26 protein-coding genes and 1 pseudogene are annotated in these 26,636 nt (G+C 66.2%); 18 read left to right on the top strand and 9 right to left on the bottom strand.

The features are described 5' to 3' along the window. Nucleotides 1-29 precede the first annotated feature (29 nt). The 7 genes from AvAM_RS23110 (at nt 30) to AvAM_RS23080 (ending at nt 6,239) form a co-directional block, all read left to right on the top strand. Nucleotides 30-1,064, top strand: coding sequence for an amidohydrolase family protein (locus AvAM_RS23110; RefSeq protein WP_137749254.1), 1,035 nt, complete (start codon nt 30-32; stop codon nt 1,062-1,064). A 137-nt stretch (nt 1,065-1,201) separates the two neighbouring features. Beyond that, entirely contained in the window at nt 1,202-1,885 is a 684-nt protein-coding gene (ligK, locus tag AvAM_RS23105) for a 4-carboxy-4-hydroxy-2-oxoadipate aldolase/oxaloacetate decarboxylase (protein WP_137749253.1), read from the top strand. Between the two features lie 90 nt (nt 1,886-1,975). Beyond that, nucleotides 1,976-2,983 (top strand): tripartite tricarboxylate transporter substrate binding protein, encoded by a 1,008-nt coding sequence (locus AvAM_RS23100; RefSeq protein WP_137749252.1) that lies wholly within the window; start codon nt 1,976-1,978, stop codon nt 2,981-2,983. A gap of 34 nt (nt 2,984-3,017) precedes the next feature. After that, complete coding sequence (locus AvAM_RS23095) at nt 3,018-3,947, top strand: amidohydrolase family protein (RefSeq protein ID WP_137749251.1); 930 nt, start codon at nt 3,018-3,020, stop codon at nt 3,945-3,947. Between the two features lie 4 nt (nt 3,948-3,951). Further along, the gene (gene ligA / locus AvAM_RS23090) at nt 3,952-4,392 is read left to right on the top strand and encodes a protocatechuate 4,5-dioxygenase subunit alpha (protein WP_137749250.1); all 441 of its coding nucleotides are present in this window, start codon (nt 3,952-3,954) and stop codon (nt 4,390-4,392) included. A 2-nt stretch (nt 4,393-4,394) separates the two neighbouring features. Then, nucleotides 4,395-5,261 (top strand): class III extradiol dioxygenase subunit beta, encoded by an 867-nt coding sequence (locus AvAM_RS23085; protein ID WP_137749249.1) that lies wholly within the window; start codon nt 4,395-4,397, stop codon nt 5,259-5,261. Between the two features lie 24 nt (nt 5,262-5,285). Next, the gene (locus AvAM_RS23080) at nt 5,286-6,239 is read left to right on the top strand and encodes a Gfo/Idh/MocA family oxidoreductase (protein ID WP_137749248.1); all 954 of its coding nucleotides are present in this window, start codon (nt 5,286-5,288) and stop codon (nt 6,237-6,239) included. A 79-nt stretch (nt 6,240-6,318) separates the two neighbouring features. Here the strand turns inward: AvAM_RS23080 and AvAM_RS23075 are convergent, their stop codons facing one another. The 3 genes from AvAM_RS23075 to AvAM_RS23065 form a co-directional block, all read right to left on the bottom strand. Further along, entirely contained in the window at nt 6,319-6,918 is a 600-nt protein-coding gene (locus AvAM_RS23075; RefSeq protein ID WP_137749247.1) for an ATP-dependent Clp protease proteolytic subunit, read from the bottom strand. 138 nt (nt 6,919-7,056) lie between these two features. Further along, nucleotides 7,057-8,373, bottom strand: a complete 1,317-nt coding sequence (locus tag AvAM_RS23070) for a flavin-dependent oxidoreductase (protein WP_137749246.1) — start codon at nt 8,371-8,373, stop codon at nt 7,057-7,059. Nucleotides 8,374-8,559: 186 nt separating this feature from the next. Then, complete coding sequence (locus AvAM_RS23065) at nt 8,560-9,054, bottom strand: ASCH domain-containing protein (RefSeq protein WP_137749245.1); 495 nt, start codon at nt 9,052-9,054, stop codon at nt 8,560-8,562. 172 nt (nt 9,055-9,226) lie between these two features. Here AvAM_RS23065 and AvAM_RS23060 point away from each other — a divergent pair, with 172 nt between their 5' ends. The 3 genes from AvAM_RS23060 to AvAM_RS23050 all read left to right on the top strand — a co-directional run bounded on the left by AvAM_RS23060 (nt 9,227) and on the right by AvAM_RS23050 (nt 11,803). Then, a complete protein-coding gene (locus tag AvAM_RS23060) occupies nt 9,227-10,045 on the top strand; it encodes an RNA polymerase sigma factor (protein WP_137749244.1) in 819 nt (272 codons plus the stop codon). Between the two features lie 62 nt (nt 10,046-10,107). Next, nucleotides 10,108-10,716 (top strand): YdeI family protein, encoded by a 609-nt coding sequence (locus tag AvAM_RS23055; RefSeq protein ID WP_212742299.1) that lies wholly within the window; start codon nt 10,108-10,110, stop codon nt 10,714-10,716. 67 nt (nt 10,717-10,783) lie between these two features. Next, the gene (locus tag AvAM_RS23050) at nt 10,784-11,803 is read left to right on the top strand and encodes an aldo/keto reductase (RefSeq protein WP_137749243.1); all 1,020 of its coding nucleotides are present in this window, start codon (nt 10,784-10,786) and stop codon (nt 11,801-11,803) included. Between the two features lie 68 nt (nt 11,804-11,871). On the opposite strand, the gene AvAM_RS23045 is transcribed toward AvAM_RS23050, so the two are convergent. After that, the gene (locus AvAM_RS23045; RefSeq protein WP_137749242.1) at nt 11,872-12,792 is read right to left on the bottom strand and encodes an OmpA family protein; all 921 of its coding nucleotides are present in this window, start codon (nt 12,790-12,792) and stop codon (nt 11,872-11,874) included. Between the two features lie 112 nt (nt 12,793-12,904). Further along, on the bottom strand, nt 12,905-13,282 hold the full coding sequence (locus AvAM_RS23040; RefSeq protein WP_137749241.1) for a DUF4398 domain-containing protein: 378 nt from the start codon (nt 13,280-13,282) through the stop codon (nt 12,905-12,907). A gap of 374 nt (nt 13,283-13,656) precedes the next feature. Between AvAM_RS23040 and AvAM_RS23035 the strand changes: the two genes are divergently transcribed. Continuing rightward, a complete protein-coding gene (locus AvAM_RS23035) occupies nt 13,657-14,760 on the top strand; it encodes a mechanosensitive ion channel family protein (protein WP_137749240.1) in 1,104 nt (367 codons plus the stop codon). Nucleotides 14,761-14,869: 109 nt separating this feature from the next. Here the strand turns inward: AvAM_RS23035 and gap are convergent, their stop codons facing one another. Then, entirely contained in the window at nt 14,870-15,868 is a 999-nt protein-coding gene (gene gap, locus AvAM_RS23030) for a type I glyceraldehyde-3-phosphate dehydrogenase (RefSeq protein WP_063461695.1), read from the bottom strand. A gap of 88 nt (nt 15,869-15,956) precedes the next feature. Next, nucleotides 15,957-18,029, bottom strand: a pseudogene (gene tkt / locus AvAM_RS23025) (transketolase); the annotation flags it as partial. Between the two features lie 120 nt (nt 18,030-18,149). Here tkt and speD point away from each other — a divergent pair. The 5 genes from speD (at nt 18,150) to pyk (ending at nt 23,052) form a co-directional block, all read left to right on the top strand. Further along, the gene (speD, locus tag AvAM_RS23020; protein WP_137749238.1) at nt 18,150-18,539 is read left to right on the top strand and encodes an adenosylmethionine decarboxylase; all 390 of its coding nucleotides are present in this window, start codon (nt 18,150-18,152) and stop codon (nt 18,537-18,539) included. Next, entirely contained in the window at nt 18,536-19,315 is a 780-nt protein-coding gene (locus AvAM_RS23015; protein WP_137749237.1) for a nucleotidyltransferase family protein, read from the top strand. Before speD ends, AvAM_RS23015 begins: the two co-directional genes overlap by 4 nt. Then, entirely contained in the window at nt 19,312-20,709 is a 1,398-nt protein-coding gene (locus AvAM_RS23010) for an aminopeptidase P N-terminal domain-containing protein (RefSeq protein WP_137749236.1), read from the top strand. Before AvAM_RS23015 ends, AvAM_RS23010 begins: the two co-directional genes overlap by 4 nt. Before the next feature lie 14 nt (nt 20,710-20,723). Then, the gene (locus AvAM_RS23005; protein ID WP_137749235.1) at nt 20,724-21,509 is read left to right on the top strand and encodes a type II CAAX prenyl endopeptidase Rce1 family protein; all 786 of its coding nucleotides are present in this window, start codon (nt 20,724-20,726) and stop codon (nt 21,507-21,509) included. Nucleotides 21,510-21,615: 106 nt separating this feature from the next. Continuing rightward, on the top strand, nt 21,616-23,052 hold the full coding sequence (gene pyk, locus AvAM_RS23000; protein ID WP_137749443.1) for a pyruvate kinase: 1,437 nt from the start codon (nt 21,616-21,618) through the stop codon (nt 23,050-23,052). A 68-nt stretch (nt 23,053-23,120) separates the two neighbouring features. On the opposite strand, the gene AvAM_RS22995 is transcribed toward pyk, so the two are convergent. After that, the gene (locus AvAM_RS22995; RefSeq protein WP_137749234.1) at nt 23,121-23,684 is read right to left on the bottom strand and encodes a phosphatase PAP2 family protein; all 564 of its coding nucleotides are present in this window, start codon (nt 23,682-23,684) and stop codon (nt 23,121-23,123) included. Further along, a complete protein-coding gene (locus tag AvAM_RS22990; protein ID WP_171012381.1) occupies nt 23,677-24,438 on the bottom strand; it encodes a phosphatase PAP2 family protein in 762 nt (253 codons plus the stop codon). Before AvAM_RS22990 ends, AvAM_RS22995 begins: the two co-directional genes overlap by 8 nt. A 91-nt stretch (nt 24,439-24,529) precedes the next feature. Here AvAM_RS22990 and AvAM_RS22985 point away from each other — a divergent pair, with 91 nt between their 5' ends. Further along, nucleotides 24,530-25,234 carry a response regulator transcription factor gene (locus AvAM_RS22985; RefSeq protein ID WP_137749233.1) on the top strand — a complete coding sequence of 235 codons (705 nt, stop codon included), beginning with the start codon at nt 24,530-24,532 and terminating at the stop codon, nt 25,232-25,234. Then, on the top strand, nt 25,231-26,622 hold the full coding sequence (locus AvAM_RS22980; protein WP_137749232.1) for a histidine kinase dimerization/phospho-acceptor domain-containing protein: 1,392 nt from the start codon (nt 25,231-25,233) through the stop codon (nt 26,620-26,622). The genes AvAM_RS22985 and AvAM_RS22980 overlap by 4 nt, the downstream gene beginning before the upstream one ends. The last annotated feature ends 14 nt before the right edge of the window (nt 26,623-26,636 follow it).

The raw sequence follows: 26,636 nt of genomic DNA, 5'->3' as shown, positions 1-26,636 counted from the left end.
ACAAGAACACCTTCCAGGAGCACCCAAAAATGAGCCTCATCATCGACTGCCACGGCCACTACACCACGGCCCCCAAGGCGCTGGAGAACTGGCGCAATGCGCAGATCGCCGGCATCAAAGACCCGGCACTCATGCCCAAAGTGGCCGACCTGCATATCAGCGACGACGAGCTGCGCGAGTCCATCGAGACCAACCAGCTCAAGCTGATGAAAGAGCGCGGCAGCGACATCACGCTGTTCAGCCCCCGCGCCAGCTTCATGGCCCACCACATTGGCGATTTCAATGTGTCCAGCACCTGGGCGGCCATCTGCAACGAACTCTGCTATCGCGTCTCCACGCTGTTCCCCGACCACTTCGTGCCCGTGGCCATGCTGCCGCAAAGCCCCGGCGTGGATCCCGCCACCTGCATCCCCGAGCTGGAAAAGTGCGTGCACGAATACGGCGCGGTGGGCATCAACCTGAACCCTGATCCTTCTGGCGGCCACTGGACCAGCCCCCCGCTCACCGACAAGCACTGGTACCCCATCTACGAAAAGATGGTGGAGTACGACCTGCCCGCCATGATCCACGTGAGCACCAGCTGCAACGCGTGCTTTCACACCACGGGCGCGCACTACCTCAATGCCGACACGACGGCCTTCATGCAGCTCATCCAGGGCGATCTGTTCAAGGACTTCCCCACGCTCAAGTTTTTGATCCCGCACGGCGGCGGCGCGGTGCCCTATCACTGGGGCCGCTTCCGTGGGCTGGCGCAAGAGATGAAAAAACCGCTGCTCGACGAGCACCTGATGAACAACGTGTACTTCGACACCTGCGTGTACCACCAGCCGGGCATAGACCTGCTGAACACCGTGATCCCGGTGAAGAACGTACTGTTCGCCAGCGAGATGATCGGCGCCGTGCGCGGCATCGACCCCACCACCGGCAACTACTACGACGACACCAAGCGCTACATCGAGGCCTCCACCATCCTGAGCGCCGATGACAAGCACCAGATCTACGAAGCCAACACGCGCCGCGTGTTCTCGCGCCTCGACACCCGCCTGAAGGCCAAGGGGCTTTGATTCCCCGAAACCGTTCACGTTGAGCCTGTCGAAGCGCCTCGCAAGGCTTCGACAGGCTCAGCCCGAACGGTCGGGGTGCATCGAATGTTGTTCGCTCAAGGCCCTCACATCACCCAATCCACCGAAGAGAAATCACCATGTACGAACTAGGCGTTGTCTACCGCAACATCACCCGCGCCGACCGCGCAGCCGCTGATGGCCTGGCCGCCCTGGGCTCGGCCACCGTGCACGAGGCCATGGGCCGCGTGGGCCTGCTCAAGCCCTACATGCGCCCCATCCAGAGCGGTGTGCAGGTCAGCGGCACGGCCGTCACCGTGCTCCTGCACCCGGGAGACAACTGGATGATGCATGTGGTGGCCGAGCAGATCCAGCCCGGCGACATCGTGGTGGCTGCCATCACGGCCGAGTGCACCGATGGCTACTTTGGCGACCTGCTGGCCACGTCCTTCCAGGCGCGCGGCGCACGGGCGCTCATCATCGACGCCGGGGTGCGCGATGTGAAGACGCTCAACGAGATGAACTTCCCGGTGTGGAGCAAGAGCATCTCCAGCAAGGGCTGCATCAAGGCCACCATCGGCTCGGTCAACATCCCGGTGGTGTGCGCGGGCATGCTCGTCTCGCCCGGCGACGTGATCGTGGCGGACGACGACGGCATCGTGTGCGTGCCCGCCGCCCGCGCCGTGCAAACACTGGAAGCCGCGCAAAAGCGCGAGAGCTTTGAAGGCGAAAAGCGCGCCAAGCTGGCCAGCGGTGTGCTGGGCCTCGATATGTACAAGATGCGCGAGCCGCTGGCGGCTGCGGGGCTCAAGTACATCGACTGAATCCAATTTTCACAAGCTTTTTTGGCCGTTTGCGCGCGTCCATCATGCGCTGACAGCTATCAATTTTGATTTTTCTTTGTTCCTGAAGCGATGATTTCTTCTGCCCGTTCTTCTTTCCGACTCCGCCGCACGCTGACCCTGGCACTGGGCGTGGCCGCCGTGGCAGGCGCGCTGGTGCAACCCGCAGCCGCACAGCAGTTCCCCACCAAGCAAGTGCGCATCATCAGCCCCTTCCCTGTGGGCGGCGGCCCCGATGGCGTGGCCCGCCTGGTGGCTGACAAGCTCTCGCGCGCCTGGGGCACAGGCGTCATCGTGGAGAACCGCCCCGGCGGCAATGGCTTCATCGCCATCGACGCCTGGAAGCGCGGCGCCAAGGACGGCCACGACCTGCTCATCCTGGACAACGTGCACCTGGCGGCCTACCCCAGCCTGTTCAAGAAGCTTCCCTACGACCCCGTCAAGGACTTCGACACCCTGCTGCCGCTGTTCAAGACGCACTTCTTCTTCACCGTGGGCACGGGCAGCAAGTACAAGACGGTGGGCGACATCGTGGCCGACGCAAAAGCGCGCCCCGGCAAGCTCAACTATGGCAGCTGGTCCGTTGGCAACCCGGTGCACCTGGGCTCGGAGCTGTTCGAGTCCGCCACCGGCACGCAGATGGAGCATGTGATCTTCAAGGAGACCACGCAGCTCTACACCTCGGTGTCCACCGGCGAGATCGACTTTGCGCTGGGCAGCGCTGCCACCGCAGGCCCTCTGTACCGGGCGGGCAAACTGCGCCTGGTCGCGTTTGCCGGGCCCCAGCGCTCGGCCGAGTTCCCCGACGTGCCCACCGTGGCCGAATCGGGTGGCCCCAAGGACTTTGCAGTGACCGGCTGGAACGCCATCGCCGTGCCACCTGGCCTGCCCGCCGCCGTGGCCGACAAGATCCGCAAGGACATCGAACAGGCCCTGACCGGCCCCGAAGTGGCCGAGAAGTTCAAGACCTTTGGCTACGAACAGTTCCCCACCACGCGCGCGCAGTTCAACCAGTTCGTCAAGGACGAGAGCCAGCGTTTTGGCGACGTGATCCGCAAGGCCAACGTGTCGCTGGACTGATCTGCGAGCCTGTAAGAAACCAAGGAGTACGCGCATGAGCGAATTCATAAAAACCCCTGGCTGGCTCGACTGGTACGCCGGCCCCAGCCAGCCCCGCTTCCAGGTGCCCGCAGGCGCCGTGGACGCGCACTGCCACGTGTTCGGCCCGGGCGCAGAGTTTCCCTACGCGCCGGAGCGCAAGTACACCCCCTGCGACGCCAGCAAGCACCAGCTGTACGCGCTGCGCGACCACCTGGGCTTTGCGCGCAACGTGGTCGTGCAGGCCACCTGCCACGGTGCGGACAACCGCGCCATGGTCGATGCGCTGGTGCACTCCGGCGGCAAGGCGCGTGGCGTGGCCACCGTCAAGCGCTCGGTCACCGACCAGGAGCTGCAGGCCATGCACGACGCTGGTGTGCGCGGTGTGCGCTTCAACTTCGTCAAGCGCCTGGTGGACTTCACGCCCAAGGACGAGCTGATGGAGATTGCCGCGCGCATCGCCAAGCTGGGCTGGCATGTGGTCATCTACTTTGAGGCGGTAGACCTGCCCGAGCTGTGGGACTTCTTCACCGCCCTGCCCACCACAGTGGTGGTGGACCACATGGGCCGCCCCGATGTGAGCAAGGGTGTGGACAGCGAAGAGTTCGCGCTGTTCCTGAAGTTCATGCGCCAGCACCCCAATGTGTGGAGCAAGGTGAGCTGCCCCGAGCGCCTCTCCGTGACCGGCCCCAAGGCGTTGAATGGCGAACAGAACGCATACCGGGACGTCGTGCCCTTTGCTCGCAAGGTGGTCGCAGAGTTCCCCGACCGCGTGCTGTGGGGCACCGACTGGCCACACCCCAACCTCAAGGACCATATGCCCGATGATGGCCTGCTGGTGGACTTCATCCCGCACATCGCGCCCACGGCCGAGCTGCAGCACAAGCTGCTGGTGGACAACCCCATGCGCCTCTACTGGCCCGAAGAAGTGACAAAGAAAGGCTGATGCCATGCCACTCGACAAACCCTACCTGGACGTGCCCGGCACGACCATCTTCGACGCCGAGCAAAGCCGCAAGGGCTACTGGCTCAACCAGTTCTGCATGAGCCTGATGAAGGCCGAGAACCGCGCACGCTTCAAGGCCGACGAGCGTGCCTACCTGGACGAATGGGCGATGACCGAAGAGCAGAAGCAGGCTGTGCTGGCGCGCGACCTGAACTGGTGCATTCGCCTGGGCGGCAACATCTACTTTCTGGCCAAGATCGGCTCCACCGACGGCAAGAGCTTTCAGCAGATGGCAGGCAGCATGACCGGCATGACCGAAGAGGAATACCGCAACATGATGATCAATGGTGGCCGGTCGGCCAACGGCAACCGCGTGATTGGCGAAGACGGCGACGCGCAGGCGCACCGTCAGCCCCAGGGCAGCGCGGGCAAGAAAGGACTTTGACGATGGCCAGAATCACCGCCTCCGTGTTCACATCGCATGTACCTGCCATTGGCGCGGCCATGGACCTGGGCAAGACCCACGAAGACTATTGGAAGCCCGTGTTCGCGGGCTACGAGTTTGGCAAGCAGTGGGTCAAGGACAACAAGCCCGATGTGATCTTCCTGGTCTACAACGACCACGCGACCGCCTTCAGCCTGGACCTGATCCCCACCTTCGCCATCGGCACCGCCGCCGACTACGAAGTGGCCGACGAAGGCTTTGGCCCGCGCCCCGTGCCCAAGGTCATCGGCCATCCGGACCTGGCCGCGCACATTGCGCAGTCGGTCATCCAGCAGGACTTTGACCTCACCATCGTCAACAAGATGGCCGTGGACCACGGCTTGACTGTGCCCCTTTCGCTGATGTTTGGCGAGCAGGACCCCGTGAAGGGCGCATGGCCCTGCCCGGTGATCCCGTTTGCCGTTAACGTGGTGCAGTACCCCGTGCCCAGCGGCCGCCGCTGCTACAACCTGGGCCAGGCGATCCGCAAGGCGGTGGAGAGCTACGACGAAGACATCAACGTGCACATCTGGGGCACGGGTGGCATGAGCCACCAGCTGCAGGGCCCGCGCGCGGGGCTCATCAACAAGGAGTTCGATAACGCCTTCCTCGACAAGCTCATCAACGACCCCGAGGCCGCCGCCAGCATCCCGCACATTGACTACGTGCGCGAGGCGGGCAGCGAAGGCATCGAGCTGGTGATGTGGCTCATCGCGCGGGGTGCGATGGCGGATGTGGACGGCGGCAAGCCGCCGAAGCTGGCGCACCGCTTCTACCATGTGCCCGCGTCCAACACCGCCGTGGGCCACCTGATTCTTGAGAACACCTAAAAAACACGCCAAAGGACACACACCATGACCATCAAAGTCGCACTCGCAGGCGCTGGCGCCTTCGGCATCAAGCACCTGGACGGCATCAAGAACATCGACGGCGTTGAAGTCGTCTCCCTCATCAGCCGTGACCAGGCCAAGACCCAGGAAGTGGCCGACAAGTACGGCATCAAACACGTCACCACCGACCTGGCCGACAGCCTGGCCATGAAGGAAGTGGACGCCGTGATCCTGTGCACGCCCACGCAGATGCACGCCAGCCAGTCCATCGCCTGCCTGGAAGCGGGCAAGCATGTGCAGGTCGAGATCCCGCTGTGCGACATCCTGGCCGATGGCGAGAAGGTCGTCGCCCTGCAAAAGCAAACCGGCCTGGTGGCGATGTGCGGACACACCCGCCGCTTCAACCCCAGCCACCAGTACGTGCACAAGAAGATCACCGCAGGCGAGTTCAACATCCAGCAGATGGATGTGCAGACCTACTTCTTCCGCCGCACCAACATGAACGCGCTGGGCCAGGCCCGCAGCTGGACGGACCACCTGCTGTGGCACCACGCTGCCCACACGGTGGACCTGTTCGCCTACCAAGCCGGTAGCCCCATCGTCAAAGCCAACGCCATCCAGGGCCCCATCCACAAGGACCTGGGCATTGCCATGGATATGAGCATCCAGCTGCAGGCGGCCAACGGTGCCATCTGCACGCTGAGCCTGAGCTTCAACAACGACGGCCCGCTGGGCACCTTCTTCCGCTACATCGGCGACACCGCCACCTACATCGCCCGCTATGACGATCTGGTGAACGGCAAGGAAGAGAAGATCGACGTGAGCAAGGTGGATGTGTCGATGAACGGCATCGAGCTGCAAGACCGCGAGTTCTTCGCCGCCATCCGCGAAGGCCGCGAGCCCAACGCCAGCGTGGCGCAGGTGCTGCCGTGCTACCAGGTGCTGCACAACCTGGAGCTGCAGCTCAACGCGGGTTGATTCCAAGCAAAAAAAGCCGTTTCCGCGCGACCATCAAGCGCTGATAGCTATCTATTTGATAGTAAATGGCGGCGCAGTCTCATCCCTTGAGTGCCGCTTTGTTCTCGATGACGCGCGAGACCAGGCCGTAGTCCACCGCCTCCTCGGCCGACATCCAGCGGTCCCGCTCGATGTCGGCCAACACCACCTCCAGTGGCTTGCCCGTCTGCCGGGCAATGGTGCCCGCAATTCGCTCACGCGCCTTCACCATCTCGCGCGCCTGGATGGCGATGTCGCTGGCCGGGCCACCGGCACCCCCGCTGGGCTGGTGGATCAAAAAGCGCGTGTTGGGCAGGCAAAACCGCCGCTCGCGTGGCGCCGCCAGGTAGAGGTGCGTGGCCGCGCTGCCCACCCAGCCGGTGCCGATCATGTTCACCGGCGCAGAAATGAAGCGCACTAGGTCGTGGATCGTGTCGCCCGACTCCAGGTGCCCGCCGGGCGAACTCACCAGCATGTCGATGGGCTCGGCGCTCTCTGCATCCAGCGCAATCAGCCGCCGCGCCACATCGGCGGCCAGCGTGTCGGTGATGGTGCCGAAGACGAGCAGAGTGCGGGCCTTGAAAGCCTTTTCTTCCAGGTAAGAGGTGCGTGGCTCGGAGCCTGGGGCAGAGGGTGGGGTGTGGGTGTCTGGCGTGTCCATGGGGCCAAGTCCTTGAAAAGAGTGACAGGACTGCCATGACGAACGAGACACGCCGGGCGTGACATTTCCGTGCGCTGGCGCATTCAGGTGAGCGCTGCAGAACGGACCGAATGGACCGCTCTGTGCCCCTGGGACTGCTCAGCTCACCGCCACGCGCTGCCCTGGCGCAATGGTGGGCGGCGCCGCATTCAGCGTCTCGATCGCAAAGCCCGCCGCCGCCTTGTAGCGGGCCATGAAGCCCTCGCGCTCCTCGCGCGGCAGCACGTCGTCGATGTGGTCGAACACACCGCCGCAGCGCTCGTCCACCAGCCCCAGCAGGCCAAAGGGCCCAGAACCCCGGTTGCGCAGCACCAGCGCCGAGATGTCTTTGCACAGCTTGTCGTCGTAGGCGCGCAGCGCCTGCGGGCCCACGCCATGCGCAATCAGCTGCGCGCCCAGCACGCGCGCATCCACGATGGCCTGGCTGGCCCCGTTGGAGCCCACGGGGTACATCACATGCGCCGCGTCGCCCAGCAGCGCCATGCGGCCGTCCACCCAGGTGGGCACCGGGTCGCGGTCGATCATGGGGTACTCAAAAATGTCCTTGGCGCCACGCAGCATGGTGGGCACGTCGAGCCAGCTGTAGTTCCAGCCGTCAAAGTGGTGAGCGAATTCCTCCAAAGCTACGCGCCGGTTCCAGTCGCCGTGCTGCCAGCCGCCCTGGTTGTCCACCGTGATCTCGGCGATCCAGTTGATGGTGGCCAGGCCCGTGACCGGGTCGGGTGGCGTGATGGGGTAGAACACCACGCGGTGTCGCAGCGAGCCCACGCCCACAAACGACGCGCCCGTGCGCACGGGCACCCCTGGCGTGGTGCCGCGCCACATGATGGCGCCGCCCCACTGGATGGGCGGCTGCGTGGGGTGCATTTGCGCCCGCACGGCCGAGTGCAAACCATCGGCCGCTATCAGCAGCGAGCCCGCCACTTCACGCTGCTCGCCATCGCGCGTTTCGATGAGTGCGGTGACGCCCTCCGCATCCTGCCGGTAGCCCACCACACGCTGCCCCAGCTGCACGGCGTTGTCGCCCAGGCGCTCTTTCACGGCGTTGAACAGCATCATCTGTAGCTGCCCCCGGTGCACCGAATACTGCGGCCAGTGGTAGCCTGCCTCCAGGCCGCGCGGCTCGGCATACACCTCGTTCCCGTTGCGGCCCACCAGCGCCCATTCGCGCGCCTGCAGGCCAATCGTGTCCAGCACCTCGTTGCCAAACCCCAGGTCATGCAATTCGCGCACGGCATTGGGCTGCAGGTTGATGCCCACGCCCAGCGGCTGCAGTTCCGGCACCGTCTCAAAGACGATGCAGGGCACGCCGATCTGGTGCAGGGTGAGGGCAGTGGCCATGCCGCCGATGCCGCCGCCAGCGATCAGGACGGGGCGGGGGGAGGAGGTGCGTGAAGTAGTGGGGGTGCCGGACATGCGGGGATTGTCCATGCAATGGCGGCCGGGGCTTGTCGCGGACAGCGCTGGCGAATGTGGGCGATGAATGGGGACGATGGCGGGAGGCTTTGTGCTGCCGGTTGTGCCAGCTCCGCCAGGCTTGCTACCTCCTACCTGGGCTCCGGTGTCCTGTGCCGTAGCGGGCCCGGTTGAATGAACCAGGGCTTAGGCCGCATTGGCGCGCGGTGGCGGAAAGACGACTTTGAATCTCTCGCAGAGTACGGGCATCCGGCTTGACGGCTCCCGTCCGATCTGACTGCACTCGCGGCCGAAGAACGCCCAGTGCTCCTCGCGCCAGTATCTGAGGGACTTGTCCCCCTCTCCTTCGGTCGCCGCAAACTCTTCGGTGACTTCCTCGAACGGCACAACCTCGGTGTCGGTGGTTTCAATGATGCACAGCGGTGTGCCCGCCCAGTCCGTCACGATGCTGAGGTCTCCAGGCACAGGGGGGCGCTTGGCTTGTGCCTCAAGACCCCAGACGAGCGCACCGGTTGCGCGCTTGACGCCAGCCAAGACCAACTGCGCAAGGCTGTTGGCAACGTCCTCACTGTCGGCGAAGTAGAAGGACTCGTAGAACCGCGCATCGTCGTGGCGGCCAGTGGAGGCCAGGAACTCGTTCCAGAACGGAAGCAGGGGGGGTGAAGGAGACTCTGTTTTCATAGGGCCTAGCGTAATCCAGTCCGCACAATCTGCGGGACAAGCTGGGCCGCGCAGAATATTTTGGACATTGATTCCTTTTGGAAGTGGCCTGCAGCATGGGTTTGCAAGCAGGCATCCGCCCACCCACTTTGGCCCCGGTCTGCGTCTGGTCAGCCTGTGGCACCATGCCCCAATGCAAGAAGACGAACTCACCACGGCACTTGTGAACGCCAGCCGCAGCGCCCTGGTGCGCGCTGCCACCCGCCTGCTGGGGCCGGCCGATGCCGAGGACGCTGTGCAAGATGCCTACGTGCGCGCGCTGGAGGCCAATGCCCCCGCGCTCAATGCCGCCCAGGCCTGGCTGCTGACGGTGGTGCGCAACCTGGCCATTGACCGTTTGCGGCGGCGCCAGTGGATGGCGCAGTGGTTGGCAGAAGCGGCGCAAACTGCGCAGGGTGATGCTGCTGGCTTGGTCGCACCCTCAGCGGAGGCCGATGCGGCCCTTGCGCAGCAGGCCACGCTGGCGCTGCGACGTCTGGCGGCGTGCGTGACGCCCGCCGAAGGTGCTCTGGTGCTGCTGCATGCGGTGTTCGATGCCAGCCATGCCGAGCTGGCCCAGGCCAGTGGTCGGTCTGAAGCGGCCAGCCGCCAGCAATTGCGCCGCGCGTTGAAGCGCCTGCGGCAGGCGGAAGATTGCGCCCGCCATGGCGATGGGCAGAGTGAGCCCAAGGACAACGACCCCGCAGTGCTGCGCCTGTACCTGCAGTCGCTGCAATCGCTGGACCCGCAGACGCTGTGGGCCCTGCTGCGCCAGCCGCCTGTGAGTGCGGTGGCTGTGCAGCGCTCCGTGCAACCCGTGCAATCGCATGCATCGCGCGCACCGGCCACGGTGGGTGGGGTGGTGCAGGTGGGCGGGCAACTGGGGCTGGTGCTCACGCTCGATGGTGTGACGCTGTGTGTGGTGCCCCTGGGGCCATGCGCTGAGCAGGTGCACGAAGGCGTGGTGGCCTAGCCCGCGCACCCGCAGTAGCAGCCACCAGCAAGAAGACTAGACGGAAGCAGGTTCGCTGCAGCATGGCCTCGCAGACCATCTCCATGTTCTTCGCCACGCCGCAGGCGTTTCGCCAGTGGCTGGAGCGCCATGCGGCCAGCGCGCCTGAGTTGCTGGTGGGTTTTCACAAAGTGAGCTCGGGCCGCCCCAGCATGGGCTGGTCGGAGTCGGTGGACGAAGCCCTGTGCTTTGGCTGGATCGATGGCATTCGGCGGCGTATTGACGAGCACACGTACTCGATCCGCTTCACGCCGCGAAAGCCGTCGTCGATCTGGAGTGCGGTCAACATCGCGAAGGTGGAGCAATTGCAGGCGGCGGGCCGCATGACGCCTGCGGGGCTGGCCGCCTTTGCGCACCGCAAGGCCGACAAGTCGGCCATCTACTCGCACGAACAGGCGGGAGTGGCCGAGCTGCCGGTGGCGCTGCAGCGTGCGTTCCAGCGCAAAAAGGCCGCGTGGCGGTACTTTCAGGAATCCACACCGCCCAGCTACCGCAAGGTGATGCTGCACTGGGTCACATCCGCCAAACGCGATGCGACCCGGGAAGCGCGGTTTGCGCAGTTGGTGGCCGCCTGCGCAGCGGGTGAGCGCATTGAGCTGTGGGCGAAGCGGCCGTCCAGTACCAAGACTTAGCCGCTCCCAGCCCAGCCCCAAGCCCGAGCCACCCGGTCGGTTGCCGCGCTTGCCGTAAGCTCGCGGCATGCAACAAAGAACCTTGGGACCTTTCTCCGTCTCGGCCATTGGCCTGGGCTGCATGAACCTCTCGCACGCCTACGGCGCACCGGTGTCTGCCGAGCAGGGCGAGCGCGTGCTGCTGGCCGCGCTGGATGCGGGCGTGACCCTGTTCGACACTGCCACGCTCTATGGCTTTGGCGCCAACGAAACCCTGGTGGGCCGTGTGCTGAAGCAGCACCGCAGCCGTTTCACCCTGGCCAGCAAATGCGGCATGCAGGGCGTGGATGTGAACGGCGACGGCAAGCTGGTGCGCGTGATCGATGGCCGTCCCGCCACGCTGCGTCAGACCTGCGAAGACAGCCTGCGGCGCCTGCAGACCGATGTGATCGACCTGTATTACCTGCACCGCTGGGACAAGAAGGTGCCCATTGAAGACAGCGTGGGCGCACTGGCCGACCTGGTGCGCGTGGGCAAGATCCGCAGCATCGGCTTGTCGGAGGTGTCGGCCGCCACCCTGCGCAAGGCCCACGCGGTGCACCCCATTGCGGCGGTGCAGACCGAGTATTCGCTGTGGACGCGCAACCCCGAGATCGCCGTGCTGGACGCCTGCCGCGAGCTGGGCGTCGCCTTTGTGGCGTTCAGCCCCGTCGCGCGGGGCTTTCTCTGTGGCGAGCTGCGCGATGTGAGCACGCTCGACGCCAAGGACATCCGCCGCGCCATGCCCCGTTTTGCACCCGACGCTTATTCGGCCAACCTGACGTTGCTCGACGGCTACCAGGCCATTGCGCGCGACGTGGGCTGCACGCCCGCCCAGCTGGCGCTGGCATGGCTGCTGCACAAGGCCGAGCACATCATCCCCATCCCAGGCACCACCAGCGTAGCGCATTTGCAGGACGACTTGGGCGCCGTCGATGTGCGGCTGGATGCTGCCATCATGGCGCGACTGGACGCGCTGATCAACGAGCGCACGGTGGTGGGCAGCCGCTACAACGCGCAGAGCGCGAGTGAAGTCGATACCGAGACGTTTGAAGACCGCGCAGCGTGAGCGGCGCGGCCTGGTGGGGCCTTCAGCACCGCAGCTTCACTGCGGCCTGAGAGGGCGTGTGCGAGGCATCAACGCCCGCGCAGGTTCCCCTTGTCATCCGCAATCACGATCTCCACGCGGCGGTTCATGGCGCGGCCTTCGGGCGATGCGTTGTTGGCCACCGGATGGGCCTTGCCATAGCCGCGTGCGGTGATACGGCTGCTGTCCACGCCGCGCTGCACCAGCGCATCGCGCACGGCCTGCGCGCGGCGGTCTGACAGGTCCTGGTTGTAGCTGTCGCCACCCACGCTGTCGGTGTAGCCCTCGATCAGCAGCTTGCGGTCCGGGAACTGCTTGAGGAAGTTGGTCAGCTTGTCCAGACGTGGGGCCGCCTGGGCCGACAGCTCGGCCTTGTTGAAGGCAAACAGCACATCGCCCAAGGTCACCAGCAGGCCGCGCTCGGTTTGCTGGGCTTCCATGTCGCGCAGCTGGGCTTCGAGTGCGCGCACACGGTCCTGCGCGGCGTTGGCCTGCGCCATGGCAGCGGTGGCTTGTGCCTGCTGTTGTGCGGCGCGCTGCTCGGCGCTCATGGCCTGCTGCTGGGCCTGTTGTGCGCGCAGGCGGGCGGCATCGGCCTCTTGCGTGCGGGCCTGCAGGCGGATGCGATCCGCTTCACTGCCGGCCTGCTTGATGTTGGCATCGAGCTGGCGTGCGCGGGCCGTGTTGGTGGCAATCTCGGCGCGCTGGCGGGCGATGTACGCCAGGTGGTTGGTCTCGGAGGTGTCCTTGTCATCGGCCCACACGCTGTCGGCCTTGGCCAGGGCATCGGTGGCCTGCTTGAGTTCGAGCTGGGCGTACTGGTTGACGGCCGGGTCGCCTGCCGCAGTGCTCACGGCAGTGCGGGCTTCTTCCAGGGCGGGCGACGGGGTGGTGCTGGCGCAGGCGGCCAGCAGGCCCACGGCAATCAGGCTGGTGCACAGGGCGGTGGTGCGGTGAAAAAAGCGTGGCATGGTCGGGTGTTCCTTGGGTGTTGGAGTGAAGGCAATCGCGGGGGCCTCAACGCCAGTTGCGAGAGGCTCAGCTGCCAGGCAGGGCGCACGGGGCGCCATACGGGGCACTGGCTTAGCGGGGCGATCGACGGTTGATTTCTTCCTGCAGTGCGCGGATGCTGTCCTGCACCTGGGCCAGGGTGGCGGCATTGCCGGCTGCGTCGGCGCGGGTCTCGGCCACGCGGGCATCGACCTCGGCCTCTGCGGCCAGGCGGCGCGCGGCCACATAGTCCTCTTCTGCCATGGCCTTCTCGGCCTGGATGAGCTTCTCGCGGGCCTGCTGCAGCTGCACAGGGGCGCTGGTGGCCACCGCAGGTGCCGCCGCCACGCGGTTGACGGTGGTGCGGGTGACCGCCATCTGTTCGGTGGGGGCTGGGGTGGACGAGCAGGCGGCCAGTGCGCCCAGTGCGAGTGCCGCTGTGGCGGTGCGGATCAGTGCAGATGAATGCATGGTGTGTGGGACTCCTCTGGAGGTTGTTGGAGACGCCGCACCCGTGTGTGGGGTGGGCAACCAGGGGGTTCTGGTGTTGATGCATTGTTGGGGCCCTCTCGGCGAGCGGGCGTAGGTCCTGCCTCTGTATCTCTGTCGGGCATGTCTTACGAACATTTGCACGCCGGGCGCTGACACTGTGAGTGCGACGGATGTGAAAGCCCGTTGGGGAACTCTCGCTCTGCAGGGGTCTCGATCAAGGGCAACGCGCGCGTTCACCGCGTCGTCCCCAGGCTGCTCGATCTGCTGCCGATGCCTTTGCGCGGGCTGTTTGCGTACACCGTACGCCCGCCTTCCACCTATCTACCTTGCACAACGAAGAGGAGAGTTACTGCATGCCGCCATCCACGTTTTCCACCTGGGTCCAGGAGACCACTTTTGCGGGTGTGCCGCTATGGAGCCTGTGTGTGGCCCTGGCGGCGGCGGTCGCTACCTACGCCGCCATCCTTGTGGTGCTGCGCCTGCTGACCCGTCGCGCCAAGGGGTGGGCCACGCAGTCGCACAGCGGCATGGCACTGACCTTGGTGGACGTGCTGGAAGGCACAAGCCGCACGCTGATGCTGGTGGTGGCGCTGCTGGTGGGCGCAAGTCTGCTGGATCTTCCAGGCCGCTGGGAGAGCCGCCTGAGCCAGCTGTGGTTTGTGGCCGTGGCGCTGCAGATGGGGCTGTGGGGCATGCGTGCGATTGGCATCGGCGTGCGCCGCTATGTGGAACGGCACTCGTCCAGCGGCATGACGCAGGTCAGCGCCTCGGCCACGCTCATGTCGTGGGGGCTGCGCACGCTGCTGTGGAGTGTGGTGCTGCTGGCCATCTTGTCCAACGTGGGGGTGAACATCACGGCCTTCATCGCCAGCCTGGGGGTGGGCGGTATTGCCGTGGCGCTGGCGGTACAGAACATCCTGGGCGACCTGTTCGCGTCGCTGGCGATTGCGGTGGACAAGCCCTTTGAGGTGGGCGACTTCATCGTGGTGGGCAACGTGTCGGGCACGGTGCAGGTGATCGGCCTCAAGACCACGCGCATTCGCAGCCTGCAGGGTGAGCAGATCGTGATGTCCAACACCGACCTGCTCAAGCAGACCATCAGCAACTTCCGCATGCTGGAGCGGCGCCGCATCGTGTTCACCTTTGGCGTGGCCTATGGCACCACCCCCGAGCAGGCGGAGGCGATTCCAGGCGTGGTGCGCAAGCTCATCGAGGCGCACCCAGAGCTGCGTTTTGACCGCGCACATTTCAAGGCGCTGGGCACCAACTCGCTGGACTACGAGGTGGTCTACATCGTCGAAGACCCGGCCTACAACCTCTACATGGACTTGCAGCAGTCCATCAACCTGGGGCTGCTGCGCGAGTTCAAGGCCATGGGGGTGGAGTTTGCATTCCCCACCCGCACGGTGCACATCGCCAGCGCACCGCCGCAGGCACCCGCCGTTGCGGTGGCCTGATTTCGTGGGCCAGTACCGCGCAGCCAAAAAAAAAGCCAGCAGCCTTTGCAGGCCGCCGGCTTGAACAGGGTAGTTGCTTCTAGCGCTTTTTCAACTTCTCAAAGAAAGCTTACTTGGCCACCACGCGTACCATTTCCAGGCACTTGTTCGAGTAGCCCCATTCGTTGTCGTACCAGCTCACGATCTTCACGAAAGTGCCGTCCAGTGCGATGCCGGCGTCCGCGTCAAAGATCGAAGTGCGGGTGTCGCCACGGAAGTCGGTGGCCACCACCTTGTCTTCGGTGTAGCCCAGCACGCCCTTCAGCGCGCCTTCGGACTGGGCCTTCATCTCGGCCTTGATTTCGTCATAGGTAGCAGCCTTGTCCAGCTCCACCGTCAGGTCCACCACCGACACGTCGGAGGTGGGCACGCGGAAGGACATACCCGTCAGCTTCTTGTTCAGCGCAGGAATCACCACGCCCACGGCCTTGGCAGCGCCCGTGCTCGAAGGAATGATGTTTTCCAGAATGCCACGGCCACCGCGCCAGTCTTTGTTCGAAGGGCCGTCCACGGTCTTTTGCGTGGCGGTGGCGGCATGTACGGTGGTCATCAGGCCGCGCTTGATGCCCCACTTGTCATTCAGCACCTTGGCCACAGGGGCCAGGCAGTTGGTGGTGCACGATGCGTTGGAGATGATGGCCTGGCCCGCGTAGGTGTCGTGGTTCACGCCGAACACGAACATGGGGGTGTCGTCCTTGGAGGGGGCCGACAGCACGACCTTCTTGGCGCCTGCGTCGATGTGCTTCTGTGCCGTGACCTTGTCCAGGAACAGGCCGGTGGATTCGATCACGATGTCGGCGCCGACTTCGTTCCACTTCAGGTTGGCGGGGTCGCGCTCTTGCGTCAGGCGGATCTTCTTGCCGTTGACGATCAGGGTGTTGCCTTCCACGGCTACGGTGCCGTCGAAGCGGCCGTGCACCGAGTCGTACTGCAGCATGTAGGCCAGGTAGTCGGGCTCCAGCAGGTCGTTGATGCCCACGACTTCGATGTCGCTGAAGTTCTGGATGGCCGAGCGCAGCACGTTGCGGCCGATGCGGCCGAAGCCGTTGATACCAATCTTGATCGTCATAGGGAGCCTCTTCAAAGTTGCAAAGTCGAAATCGGGAATCTGCCGCTGCGCGCCCGCTGGCAGCGGGGCACAGCGGGCAGAAGAAGTTTTAGCGGGCCTTCTTGGCGGGCTTCAGGCGCGCAGCACCGGTGGCCACCAGCACGGCATCGGCCACGTTCTCTTCGGTGAAGCCGAAGTGCTTGAACAGCACAGGTGCGGGGGCCGATTCACCGTAGGTGTCGATGCCCACCACGGCGGCGCAGCCGTACTTCCACCAGCCGTCGGTCACGCCCATTTCCACGGCCACGCGCGGCACACCGGCGGGCAGCACGCTGCTCTTGTACTTGGCGTCTTCGCGGTCAAAGGTTGTGGTGCTGGGCATGGAGACCACGCGCACCGGCACCTTCTTGTCTGCCAGCAGGCGCTGGGCCTTCAGGGCCAGTTGCACTTCGGAGCCGGTGGCGATGATCACGGCCACGGGCTTCTTCTTGAGGCCCACATCGGCAGGCTCGCTCAGCACGTAGGCGCCGCGCGAGATGTCGCCCAGGTCGCGCTTGGGCGCGTAGGGGAGGTTTTGGCGCGACAGGGCCAGCACGGTGGGCTTGTTGCGGTTGGACAGGGCCACGCTCCAGGCCACGGCGGTTTCGGCCGTATCGGCAGGGCGCCACACATCCAGGTTGGGGATCAGGCGTAGGCTGGCCACGTGCTCGATGGACTGGTGCGTGGGGCCGTCTTCGCCCAGGCCGATGGAGTCGTGGGTGAACACGTGGATCACGCGCTGCTTCATCAGCGCGGCCATGCGGATGGCGTTGCGGCTGTAGTCGCTGAACGTGAGGAAGGTGCCGCCGTAGGGGATGAAGCCGCCGTGCAGCGCCACGCCGTTCATGATGGCGGCCATGCCGAACTCACGCACGCCGTAGTTGATGTGGCGGCCGCCCACGCCAGCCTCGTTCTTCACCACGTGGCCTTGCATGTCAAAGCGCAGGTTGGGCGTGCTCTTGGTGTTGGTGAGGTTGGAGCCGGTCAGGTCAGCGCTGCCGCCCAGCAGTTCGGGCAGGGCGGCGGTGAAGGCTTCCAGCGCCAGCTGGCTGGCCTTGCGGCTGGCCACGGTCTCGCCCTTGGTGTGGGCGGCCACCACCGTATCGACGGCCACTTGCGCAAAGTTGGCGGGCAGGTCGCCGTTCATGCGGCGTGTCAGCTCGGCGGCCAGTTCGGGGAAGGCGGCGGTGTAGGCGGCAAAACGCTCGTTCCAGGCGGCCTCGGCGCTTTGGCCGTTGGCCTTGGCATCCCAGCCTGCGTACACGTCTTCGGGGATCACGAAGGGCTCGCTGGTCCAGCCCAGGGCTTCGCGGGTCAGCGCGATTTCTTCAGCGCCCAGGGGCTCGCCGTGGGCCTTGGCGGTGTTCACGCGGTTGGGGCTGCCCTTGCCGATGTGCGTCTTGCACACGATCAGGGTGGGGCGCTCGGTCTGCTTCTTGGCTTCTTCGATGGCGGCAGCCACCTTGTCGGCGTCATGGCCGTCGATGGGGCCGATCACGTTCCAGCCGCTGGCCACAAAACGCAGGGGGGTGTTGTCGGCAAACCAGGGGGCGACCTGACCGTCGATGCTGATGCCGTTGTCGTCGTACAGGGCGATCAACTTGTTGAGCTTCCAGGCGCCGGCCAGGGACACGGCCTCGTGGCTGATGCCTTCCATCAGGCAGCCGTCGCCCAGGAATGCGTAGGTGTGGTGGTCCACCACGGCATGGCCTTCGCGGTTGAACTCTGCGGCCAGCAGCTTTTCAGCCAGCGCAAAGCCCACGGCGTTGGTGATGCCCTGGCCCAGTGGGCCGGTGGTCGTCTCGACGCCAGCGGTGTAGCCCACTTCGGGGTGGCCTGGGGTCTTGCTGTGCAGCTGGCGGAAATTCTTCAGCTCGCCGATGGGCAGGTCGTAGCCCGTGAGGTGCAGCAGCGCGTACAGCAGCATCGAGCCGTGGCCGTTGGAGAGTACAAAACGGTCGCGGTCAAACCACTGGGGGTTGGTGGGGTTGTGCTTGAGGTGGCGGCTCCACAGCGCCACGGCCATGTCGGCCATGCCCATCGGGGCGCCGGGGTGGCCGGAATTGGCTTGTTGAACGGCGTCCATGGCCAATGCGCGGATTGCATTTGCCATCTGTTGGGATTGCTGGGTGTTGGCCATGGGGAGTGGTTCGGGGTGGGAGGTTCAGGGGAAACCCGGCATTTTACCGGGGCGGCTTTCACCCGCCGGAATTGGCATGCCACGGCCCCCGGAGCACGGCGCCAATGCACTACAGTGCGGCCCATGCAAGGACTGCACCTCACCGCCGATCTTCAGGGCTGCCGCTGCGCCAGTGCCTGGTTGCTGGATGCCGCCGCCCTAGGGGGCGCCTGCACCGATGCTGTGCGTGCCGCCGGGCTGCAGGCCGTGGGGCAGTTGTTTCATGAGTTTCCGGCCACAGCGCACGGCCCCGGCGGGGTGACAGCTACCGTTTTGCTAGCGGAATCCCACCTGTGTGTGCACACCTGGCCCGAGCAGCGCGCGGTGACGCTGGATGTGTATGTGTGCAATTTCGGCGCCGACCATTCTGCCAAGGCGCATGCGTTGATGGATGCTTTGCTGGCCCTGTTCCAGCCCACGGCCGTGGACCGCCATGCGCTGCAGCGGGGTGTGGTGAGCGGGGTGGCCGCATGAGTTCCGTCCACCACCAGGTGCCTGCCCTGCTGCTGGCCGCTGGCCGGGGCGAACGCATGCGCCCGCTGACCGATGCCACCCCCAAGCCCCTGCTGCAGGTGCAGGGCCAGCCGTTGCTGCAATGGCATCTGGCAGCGCTGTGCGAGGCGGGTGTGGACCAGGTGGTGATCAACACCGCCTGGCTGGGCCGCCAGATCAGCGATTATTTTTCAGATGTTTTTGGCCGTTCCCGCGCAACAGGTAAGCCTGAGCAGCTATCAATTTCATACTCGCACGAAGGCGTGGACTTTGGCGGCGCGCTGGAAACCGCCGGGGGCATTGCGCGCGCGCTGCCCCGGCTGGGGCCGGTGTTCTGGCTGGCAGCGGGCGATGTGTTTGCGCCCGACTTCGTGTTCGACAGCGCGGCGGTGGCGGCCTTCGAGGCCAGCAACCACCTGGCCCACCTGTGGCTGGTGCCCAACCCCGCCCACAACCTGCGCGGCGACTTTGGCCTGTCGGCCGATGGTCTGGCGCTGAACCTGCCCGCCGACGACCCTGCGCCGCGCTACACCTACAGCACCATCGCCCTGCTGCGCGCCGAGCTGTTTGCGCTGCCCTGGTGCGACATCCCGCCCGGCAACCCCGGTGGCATCAAAGCCCCGCTCGCGCCGCTGCTGCGCCGCGCGATGGACAATGGCCGCGTCAGCGCACAGCTCTACACCGGCCGCTGGACCGATGTGGGCACGCCCGAGCGGCTGGCCGAACTCAACACCCTTTCTTCTGACCCCCTCCCATGAACACCACCGTGCCTGCTTCCGTCTACGCCCAGCGCCGCGCGCACCTGGCTGCCCAGCTGGGCCCAGGGGGCATCGCCATCATCCCCACGGCGCCCGAGCGCCCGCGCAACCGCGATACGGACTTTCTGTACCGCCACGACAGCTACTTCTATTACCTGACCGGCTTCACCGAGCCCGGCGCCTGCCTGGTGCTGGCGCACGATGGCCGCAGCACGCTGTTCTGCCAGCCCAAGGACCTGGAGCGCGAGATCTGGGACGGCTACCGCCTGGGCCCCGCCGCCGCGCCTGCCGCTCTGGGCGTGGATGCTGCGCATTCGCTGGCCGAGCTGGACAGCAAGCTGCCGCGCCTGCTCGAAAACACGGCCTGCGTCTGGTACCCGTTTGCCACGCACAGCGGCCTGGCCGCGCGCGTGGAGGGCTGGCTCAACGTGGTGCGCGGTCGTGTGCGCTACGGCGCCATCTGCCCTGCCGAGCAGAACGACCTGTGCACCTTGCTCGACGAGATGCGCCTGTTCAAGGACGCCTACGAGCAGGACATCATGCGCCGCGCCAGCAGCATCAGCGCGCAGGCCCATATCCGCGCCATGCAGCGCGCCGCCCGCATGCTGCGCGCCGGGGAGGATGTGCGCGAATACCACCTCGAAGCCGAACTGCTGCACGAGTTCCGCCAGCACGGGTCGCAGTACCCCGCCTACAACTCCATCGTGGCCGCCGGGGCCAACGCCTGCGTGCTGCACTACCGCGCCGACGACGCCCCGGTGCGTGACGGCGAGCTGGTGCTGATCGACGCGGGCTGCGAGCTGCACGGCTACGCCAGCGACATCACGCGCACCTTTCCGGCCAATGGCAAGTTCACTGGCTCCCAGCGCGCGCTGTACGACCTGGTGCTGGCCAGCCAGGATGCGGCCGTGGCCGCCACGAGGGCGGGCGCCCGCTTCAACGACCCGCACGACGCCACTGTGGCCGTGCTCGCGCAGGGCATGCTGGACCTGGGCCTGCTCGACAAGAACAAGGTGGGCACCGCGCAGGACGTGATCGACCAACGCGCCTACTTCCAGTTCTACATGCACCGCACCGGCCACTGGCTGGGCATGGACGTGCACGACTGCGGCAGCTATGTGGAGCCCGGCGAGGTGGGCCAGACCAGCGAACGCAAGGACCCGCTCTCGGGCGAAACCATCACCAACCGCCCCAGCCGTATCCTGCGGCCCGGCATGGTGCTGACCATCGAGCCCGGTATCTATGTGCGCCCGGCCGAAGGGGTGCCCGAGCAGTTCCACCACATCGGCATCCGCATCGAAGACGATGCCATCGTCACCGAGACGGGTTGTGAGCTGATCACGCGTGGTGTGCCGGTGAAGGCCGACGAGATCGAAGCGCTGATGCGCGCCTGAGCGTGGGCAAAACCATGGCCGTGGACAAAGCTGCCGGAGCCGATGCGGCGCATGCTCCGGCTCACCCCGGCAAGTGGCGGCTGGGCGGCGCGCTGTGGCTGCTGGGCATGCCCGGCGTGGTGGCGGTGGTCTGGGCGCTGCTGCCCACCCTGAAGGCCAACGCAGCCCTGCTGCCGCTGCCGCCGGAGGCCGTGCTTTTGCTCAGTGGGTTGCAGACGGCGGCGCTCTTGGCGCTGGCCGTGGCGCTCGGGGTGTGGCTGGCGCCCAGCGTGGGTCTGCAGGCGCCCGCCATGTCTGCCTGGCTGGCCGGTCGGGCTGCGGGGCCTGCACTGCGGGGCCAACTCCTGCCCGGCATCGTGGGTGGTGTGGCGGGCGCTGCGTGGCTGTGGATGCTGTCCCGGCTGGCGCCCACGGCGCTCCAGCCCTCCGATCCTGCCAGTGCCATGCCGCTGGTGGTCAAGCTGCTGTACGGCGGCATCTCCGAAGAACTGCTGGTGCGCTGGGGCGTGATGACCCTGCTGCTGTGGCTGGGCTGGCGCCTGTTGCAGCGTGGCCAGGGGCGGCCAGGCAAGGGGCTGGTGGCTGCGGCGGTGCTGCTCAGCGCCCTGTTGTTTGCCGTGGGGCATCTGCCCGCCGCGCAAGCACTGGCCGGGGTGTTGACCGTGCCGGTGGTGGCGTTTGTGCTGGTGGGCAACACGGCCTTTGGCTTGGTGGCGGGCGGGCTCTTTGCGCGCCACGGTCTGGAGGCCGCGATCATTGCGCATGTGCTGGCGCATCTGTTGTCATACCCGCTGCTCTGAAGCGCTGAGCCGTGTTGCTGCAGCATGGGTAACTCGCATGTAACCGCTTCGTGTGAGAATTGAAACTCGATTACATCCCCAACGACCGAGAGAAAGAGACATGTCCATGCCTACCCGCCGCGCCACCAAGATTGTTGCCACCCTGGGCCCCGCGTCGAGCGACCCGGCGCTGCTGGAGGCGATGATCCGAGCGGGGGTGAACGTGGTGCGGCTGAACTTCAGCCACGGCAAGGCACAGGACCACATCGACCGCGCCGCCACAGTGCGCGCTGCCGCCCAGCGTGCGGGCCGCGAGGTGGCCATCATGGCCGACCTGCAGGGCCCCAAGATCCGCGTGGGCAAGTTTGCCGAGGGCAAGGTGATGCTCGAATCCGGCGCCCAATTTGTGCTCGACGCCTCGCGCACCGAGCTGGGCGACATCCAAGGCGTGGGCCTGGACTACAAGGAGCTGCCACGCGACGTGAAGGCGGGCGATGTGCTGCTGCTCAACGACGGCCTGATCGTGCTCACGGTGGATGCCGTGCGTGGCGAGGCCGTGCACACCACCGTGAAGGTGGGCGGCGAGCTGTCGAACAACAAGGGCATCAACAAGAAGGGCGGCGGCCTCACGGCGCCGGCCCTTACGGCCAAGGACATGGAAGACATCCGCACTGCCATGAGCTTCCAGGCCGACTATGTGGCCGTGAGCTTCCCCAAGAATGCGACCGACATGGAAATGGCCCGCCAGTTGTGCAACGTGGCGGCCTCCGAGTTCCGCCACAAGCCGGGCCTGATCGCCAAGATCGAGCGCGCCGAAGCCATCCCGCACCTCGAAGCCATCCTGCGCGTGAGCGACGGCATCATGGTGGCGCGCGGCGACCTGGCGGTGGAGGTGGGCAATGCCGCCGTGCCTGCGTTGCAAAAGAAGATGATCCGCATGGCGCGCGACATGGACAAGGTCGTCATCACTGCCACTCAGATGATGGAAAGCATGATCACCAACCCGGTGCCCACGCGCGCCGAGGTGAGCGACGTGGCCAACGCCGTGCTGGACGGCACCGACGCCGTGATGCTGAGCGCCGAAACGGCTGCAGGCCGTTACCCGCTTGAAACCGTGGAAGAAATGGCCACCATCTGCGCCGCCGCAGAAGCGGCGGAAGACCACCAGCTCGATGCCGATTTCACCGGCCAGACCTTTGGCCGCATTGACCAGTCCATCGCCATGGGTGCGCTGTTCACGGCCCACCACCTGGGCGCCAAGGCCATCGTGGCCATGACCGACAGTGGCGCCACGGCGCTGTGGATGAGCCGCCACAGCATCCGCATTCCCATCTACGCCCTCACCCCCAAGGTGGCCACGCAGCGCAAGATGGCCATGTACCGCAATGTGCGCCCGCTGCTCATGGACACCAGCGCCGACCGCGACACCGCGCTGGAGCAGGCCGAGCGCCACCTGAAGAACCGCAACATCGTGCAAAAGGGCGACGTGTACGCCATCACCTGCGGCGAACCCATGGGCGCACCCGGCGGTACGAACATGTTGAAGATCTGCGTGGCGAGCTGATGGGTTGAGGGGTTGCCCCTCCTCACTGCTCCGGGGCTGCGCCCTGGGGCAGTTCCGCCGGGTGGCGGTCAGTGCGTGCTGCCTTGTGGCGACTTGTGCAGCAGGGCTGCTTGCCAGAGGGGCGCTCGCGCGGCCAGTGGATGGATGGCTGCGGCCGCCAGGCCACCGGTGAGCAAGCCGGCCAGCACATCGGACGGAAAGTGCACGCCCAGGCACACACGGCTCCACACCATGGCCGCCGTTACTGCGGCGGCCAGCCAGGTCAGCCCCGTGACCGGCCGCAGGGCGAGACTGGCTGCGAGCGCTGCGGCTCCTGCCACATGCATGCTGGGAAAGCCTGCCCGCGCGGCGTGCTCAATCCACTGCACGCCCATGCCCAGTTGCGCCGGGCGCGGCGCAGGGACGGCCAGCCGCAACAGTTGGACACCCACCCACGCCAAAGCCATGGATGCGAGCGCCAGGGCCAGAGCGCGCCGCTGCGCTGCATTGCCCAGCACAAAGCTGCCAAGCAGCAGGCCCCCCATGGCGGTGGGCAGTTGCTGCGACACCCACCGTGCCACCGTCACCACGGCAGGCAACGTAGCGGCGTCGGCGTTGAGGGCCTGAAACAAGGCCAGGTCGATGTCAAGCATGGGAGCCGTCCGGTGGCGTGGTGGTGCTGGCGAAATGCGGGAAGCGGGGGCGCAGTGCGGTGGCCGCCAGGTCGCAGAGCCAGCCGGTGGTCCAGCACAGCCAGCCCGTCCACAGCGTGTGGCTCATGAAATGGGCGCCGCGCACCTGCTGGGCCGCACCCAGCACAAACCCTGCCAACACAGCGCCCGCCAGCCACCGGCGTGCGGCCGACGGCGCCTTGTGGCGCAATGCGAAGTAGCCGCCCAGAAAGGCGAATCCGGCCGATGCATGCCCCGCCGGAAAGCAGCGGCCGCTGCCTCCATCGAGCACGCCCAGCGCCCAGTGCGACACATGGCGTGCCACGCCGCCAAACTGCGCCAGGTCCCAGGGGCAACTGGTGGCGCTGAGGTTTTTGGTGATGCTGACCACAGCCAGCGAGAGCAGGGCGCTCACGGCCATCTGCAGGCGCTCACTGGCGTCCAGCTTGCGCAAAAAGCCGCGCGGCCACCACACGCTCAGCGCTAGCAGGAGCACCAGCAGCCATCCCAGGCGGCGGGCGCCTTCATGCAGCACCTGCACAAAAAACCATTGGTCCCGCATCGGGAACCCGTTGGACGAGCCAAACACCTGGGCAAACGCCAAGTCTTGCCCAGCGGCATCCCAGGCCACCACACAGGCCAGTGCTCCTAATGTCCAGAGAAGCAGCGTGTGGCGGTGGGTCGGTGCGTGGGGCGGGATGGGCGCGGTGGAGGGCCTGGCGGACGAATGCTGCATGGGCCGGAAGATAGGGGGCCGGACTTAACACCGTCTTAAAACAGGCGCTGCCTTGTCACGCCCCTGTCTGATGGGCTGCGACAATGTCCGCATGCGAATACTCGTGGTCGAAGACGATGCGGGCATAGCCAGTGGCCTGCGCAGCAATCTGCAGCAACGCGGCTATGCCGTGGATGTCAGTGACGGCGTTGCCAGCGCCTGGAGTGCCCTGCGCGCCGAGCGTTTTGACGCGGTGCTGCTGGACCTGGGGCTGGTGGATGGTGACGGCAGCGAACTGCTCAGGCGCCTGCGCCTGAGCCCGCCCGCCACCGGGGCTGCGTCGGCCGCCTTGCCGGACCCCGCCACGCCCGTGCTGATCGTCACGGCGCGCGACCAGGTGCACCAGCGCATTGCGGGGCTGGACCAGGGCGCCGACGACTACCTGACCAAGCCGTTTGATGTGGATGAACTGGATGCACGCCTGCGCGCGCTGTTGCGGCGCGCTGCGGGCCGAGCGTCGCCGACCATCCGCCTGGGCGACATCGAACTGGATCCCGCGACCCGCACGGTGCGCCAGCAAGACAAACCGGTGGAAATGTCCCCGCGCGAGTTTTCGGTGCTGCTGGTGCTGCTGGAGGCGCGGGGCCGGGTGCTGTCGCGCCAGCAGATCGAGGAGCGCCTGTACAGCTGGGACGCTGCCGTGGAGAGCAATGCGGTCGAGGTCCATATCCACCACCTGCGCCGCAAGCTGGGCAGTGCCTCGATCCAGACCATGCGCGGAGTGGGCTATTTCATGCCGCAGGAAAAGCCCGCATGAATGCGCTCCATGCTTCTCGTCCCGCGTCGGGGCGCCGCCCCTCGCTCACCCGGCAGCTGTTGCTGTGGTCCTTGGGGGCGCTGGCCATCGTCTGGGGTAGCTTCGTCTTCATTGGCTACCAGACAGGGGTGCATGAGGCCGATGAGCTGACCGACGGGCACCTGGCCAGCGTGGCTGCGCTGCTGCTCAACCTGCGGGCCACCGAAGCCATGGAGGGGCCGCAGCGGACGGAGCGCACCCCCACGCCCTGGCTCAAGTCGCATGATTACCAGCAGAGCATCAGCGTGGTGCAGTGGGATGCGCAGGGGCGGCTGCTCACCCTGACCGGCTCGGTGCCCGAGCCGCCTTTCAGCGGTGCCGAAGGGTTTGCCGACCTGAGACTGGGACCTGACAAGGTGGCCTGGCGCAGCTTCTCGCAATGGGATGCCGGGCGCACCCGCAAGATCATGGTGATGCTGGAGCTGCGCGAGCGGGACGAGCTGGCGGATGACATTGCCGGACAGCTCATCGAGCCCGGTCTGTGGCTGTTGCCTGTGGTGTCATTGGCCTTGGGGCTGGCACTGTGGCGCGGCTTGCGGCCGTTGTACGCGCTGTCGGCCGACGTGGCGGCGCTGGACCCGGCCAGCGCCCAGCGCCTGGCCTCGCGCCATGCCTGGAGCGAGTTCGAGTCGGTGGTGGCGTCAATCAACACATTGCTGGATCGCCAGCAGGTCGCCATGGTGCGCGAGCGCCGCCTGGCCAATGAGGTGGCCCACGAGCTGCGCACACCGCTGTCCTCCATCGCCCTGCAGGCCAGCGCCCTGGCGGGAGAGCTGACGGAAGAGGCCCGGGTCCAGGCGCTGGCGCGCATCGGCCAGGACGCCCTGCGCGCAGGCCATGTGCTCAACCAGTTGCTGGCCCTGGCCCGCGCGAGCCGGGCAGAGCTGCATGAAGCCAAGGCGCCCGTGGACCTGAGCGCTCTGGCGCGGTCGGTGTGCGCCGACTATGCCCAGGCGGCGTGGAAGCGGGGTGACGACCTGGCCCTGTCCGCCCCGCCCGCGCTCACCGTGCCCGGCCACGCGGTGCTGCTGGACATTGCGGTGCGCAATCTGGTGGAAAACGCGCTCAAGCACACGCCCGAAGGCACGCAGATTGCGGTCCAGTTGGGCTCTGCCGACACCGGTGGCGCATGGCTGCAGGTGTGTGACGACGGGGCACGCCAGCGAGCGGGAAGCGTGTCTGGCCGCACGGCAGCGGTACCGGTGGACAGCCTGCATCTGGGGCACGAAATCCTGCGCCGGGTGGCCGACATCCACAGCGGAGCATTCGGTCCGGCGTCCGCCCCTTCGCCCTTTACCACCTGCTATCGGTTGGATTTGCCCCCTTCGGTGGTCACGCCCCCCGGTTAAAATCACGGGTTACC

Origin of the sequence: Acidovorax sp. NB1, assembly GCF_005405905.1 — a bacterium.
In the GTDB taxonomy this organism is placed as follows: Bacteria; Pseudomonadota; Gammaproteobacteria; order Burkholderiales; family Burkholderiaceae_C; genus Acidovorax.
The sequence above is the reverse complement of the archived record's forward strand: the minus strand, read 5'-3'. Positions and strand labels throughout refer to the sequence as shown.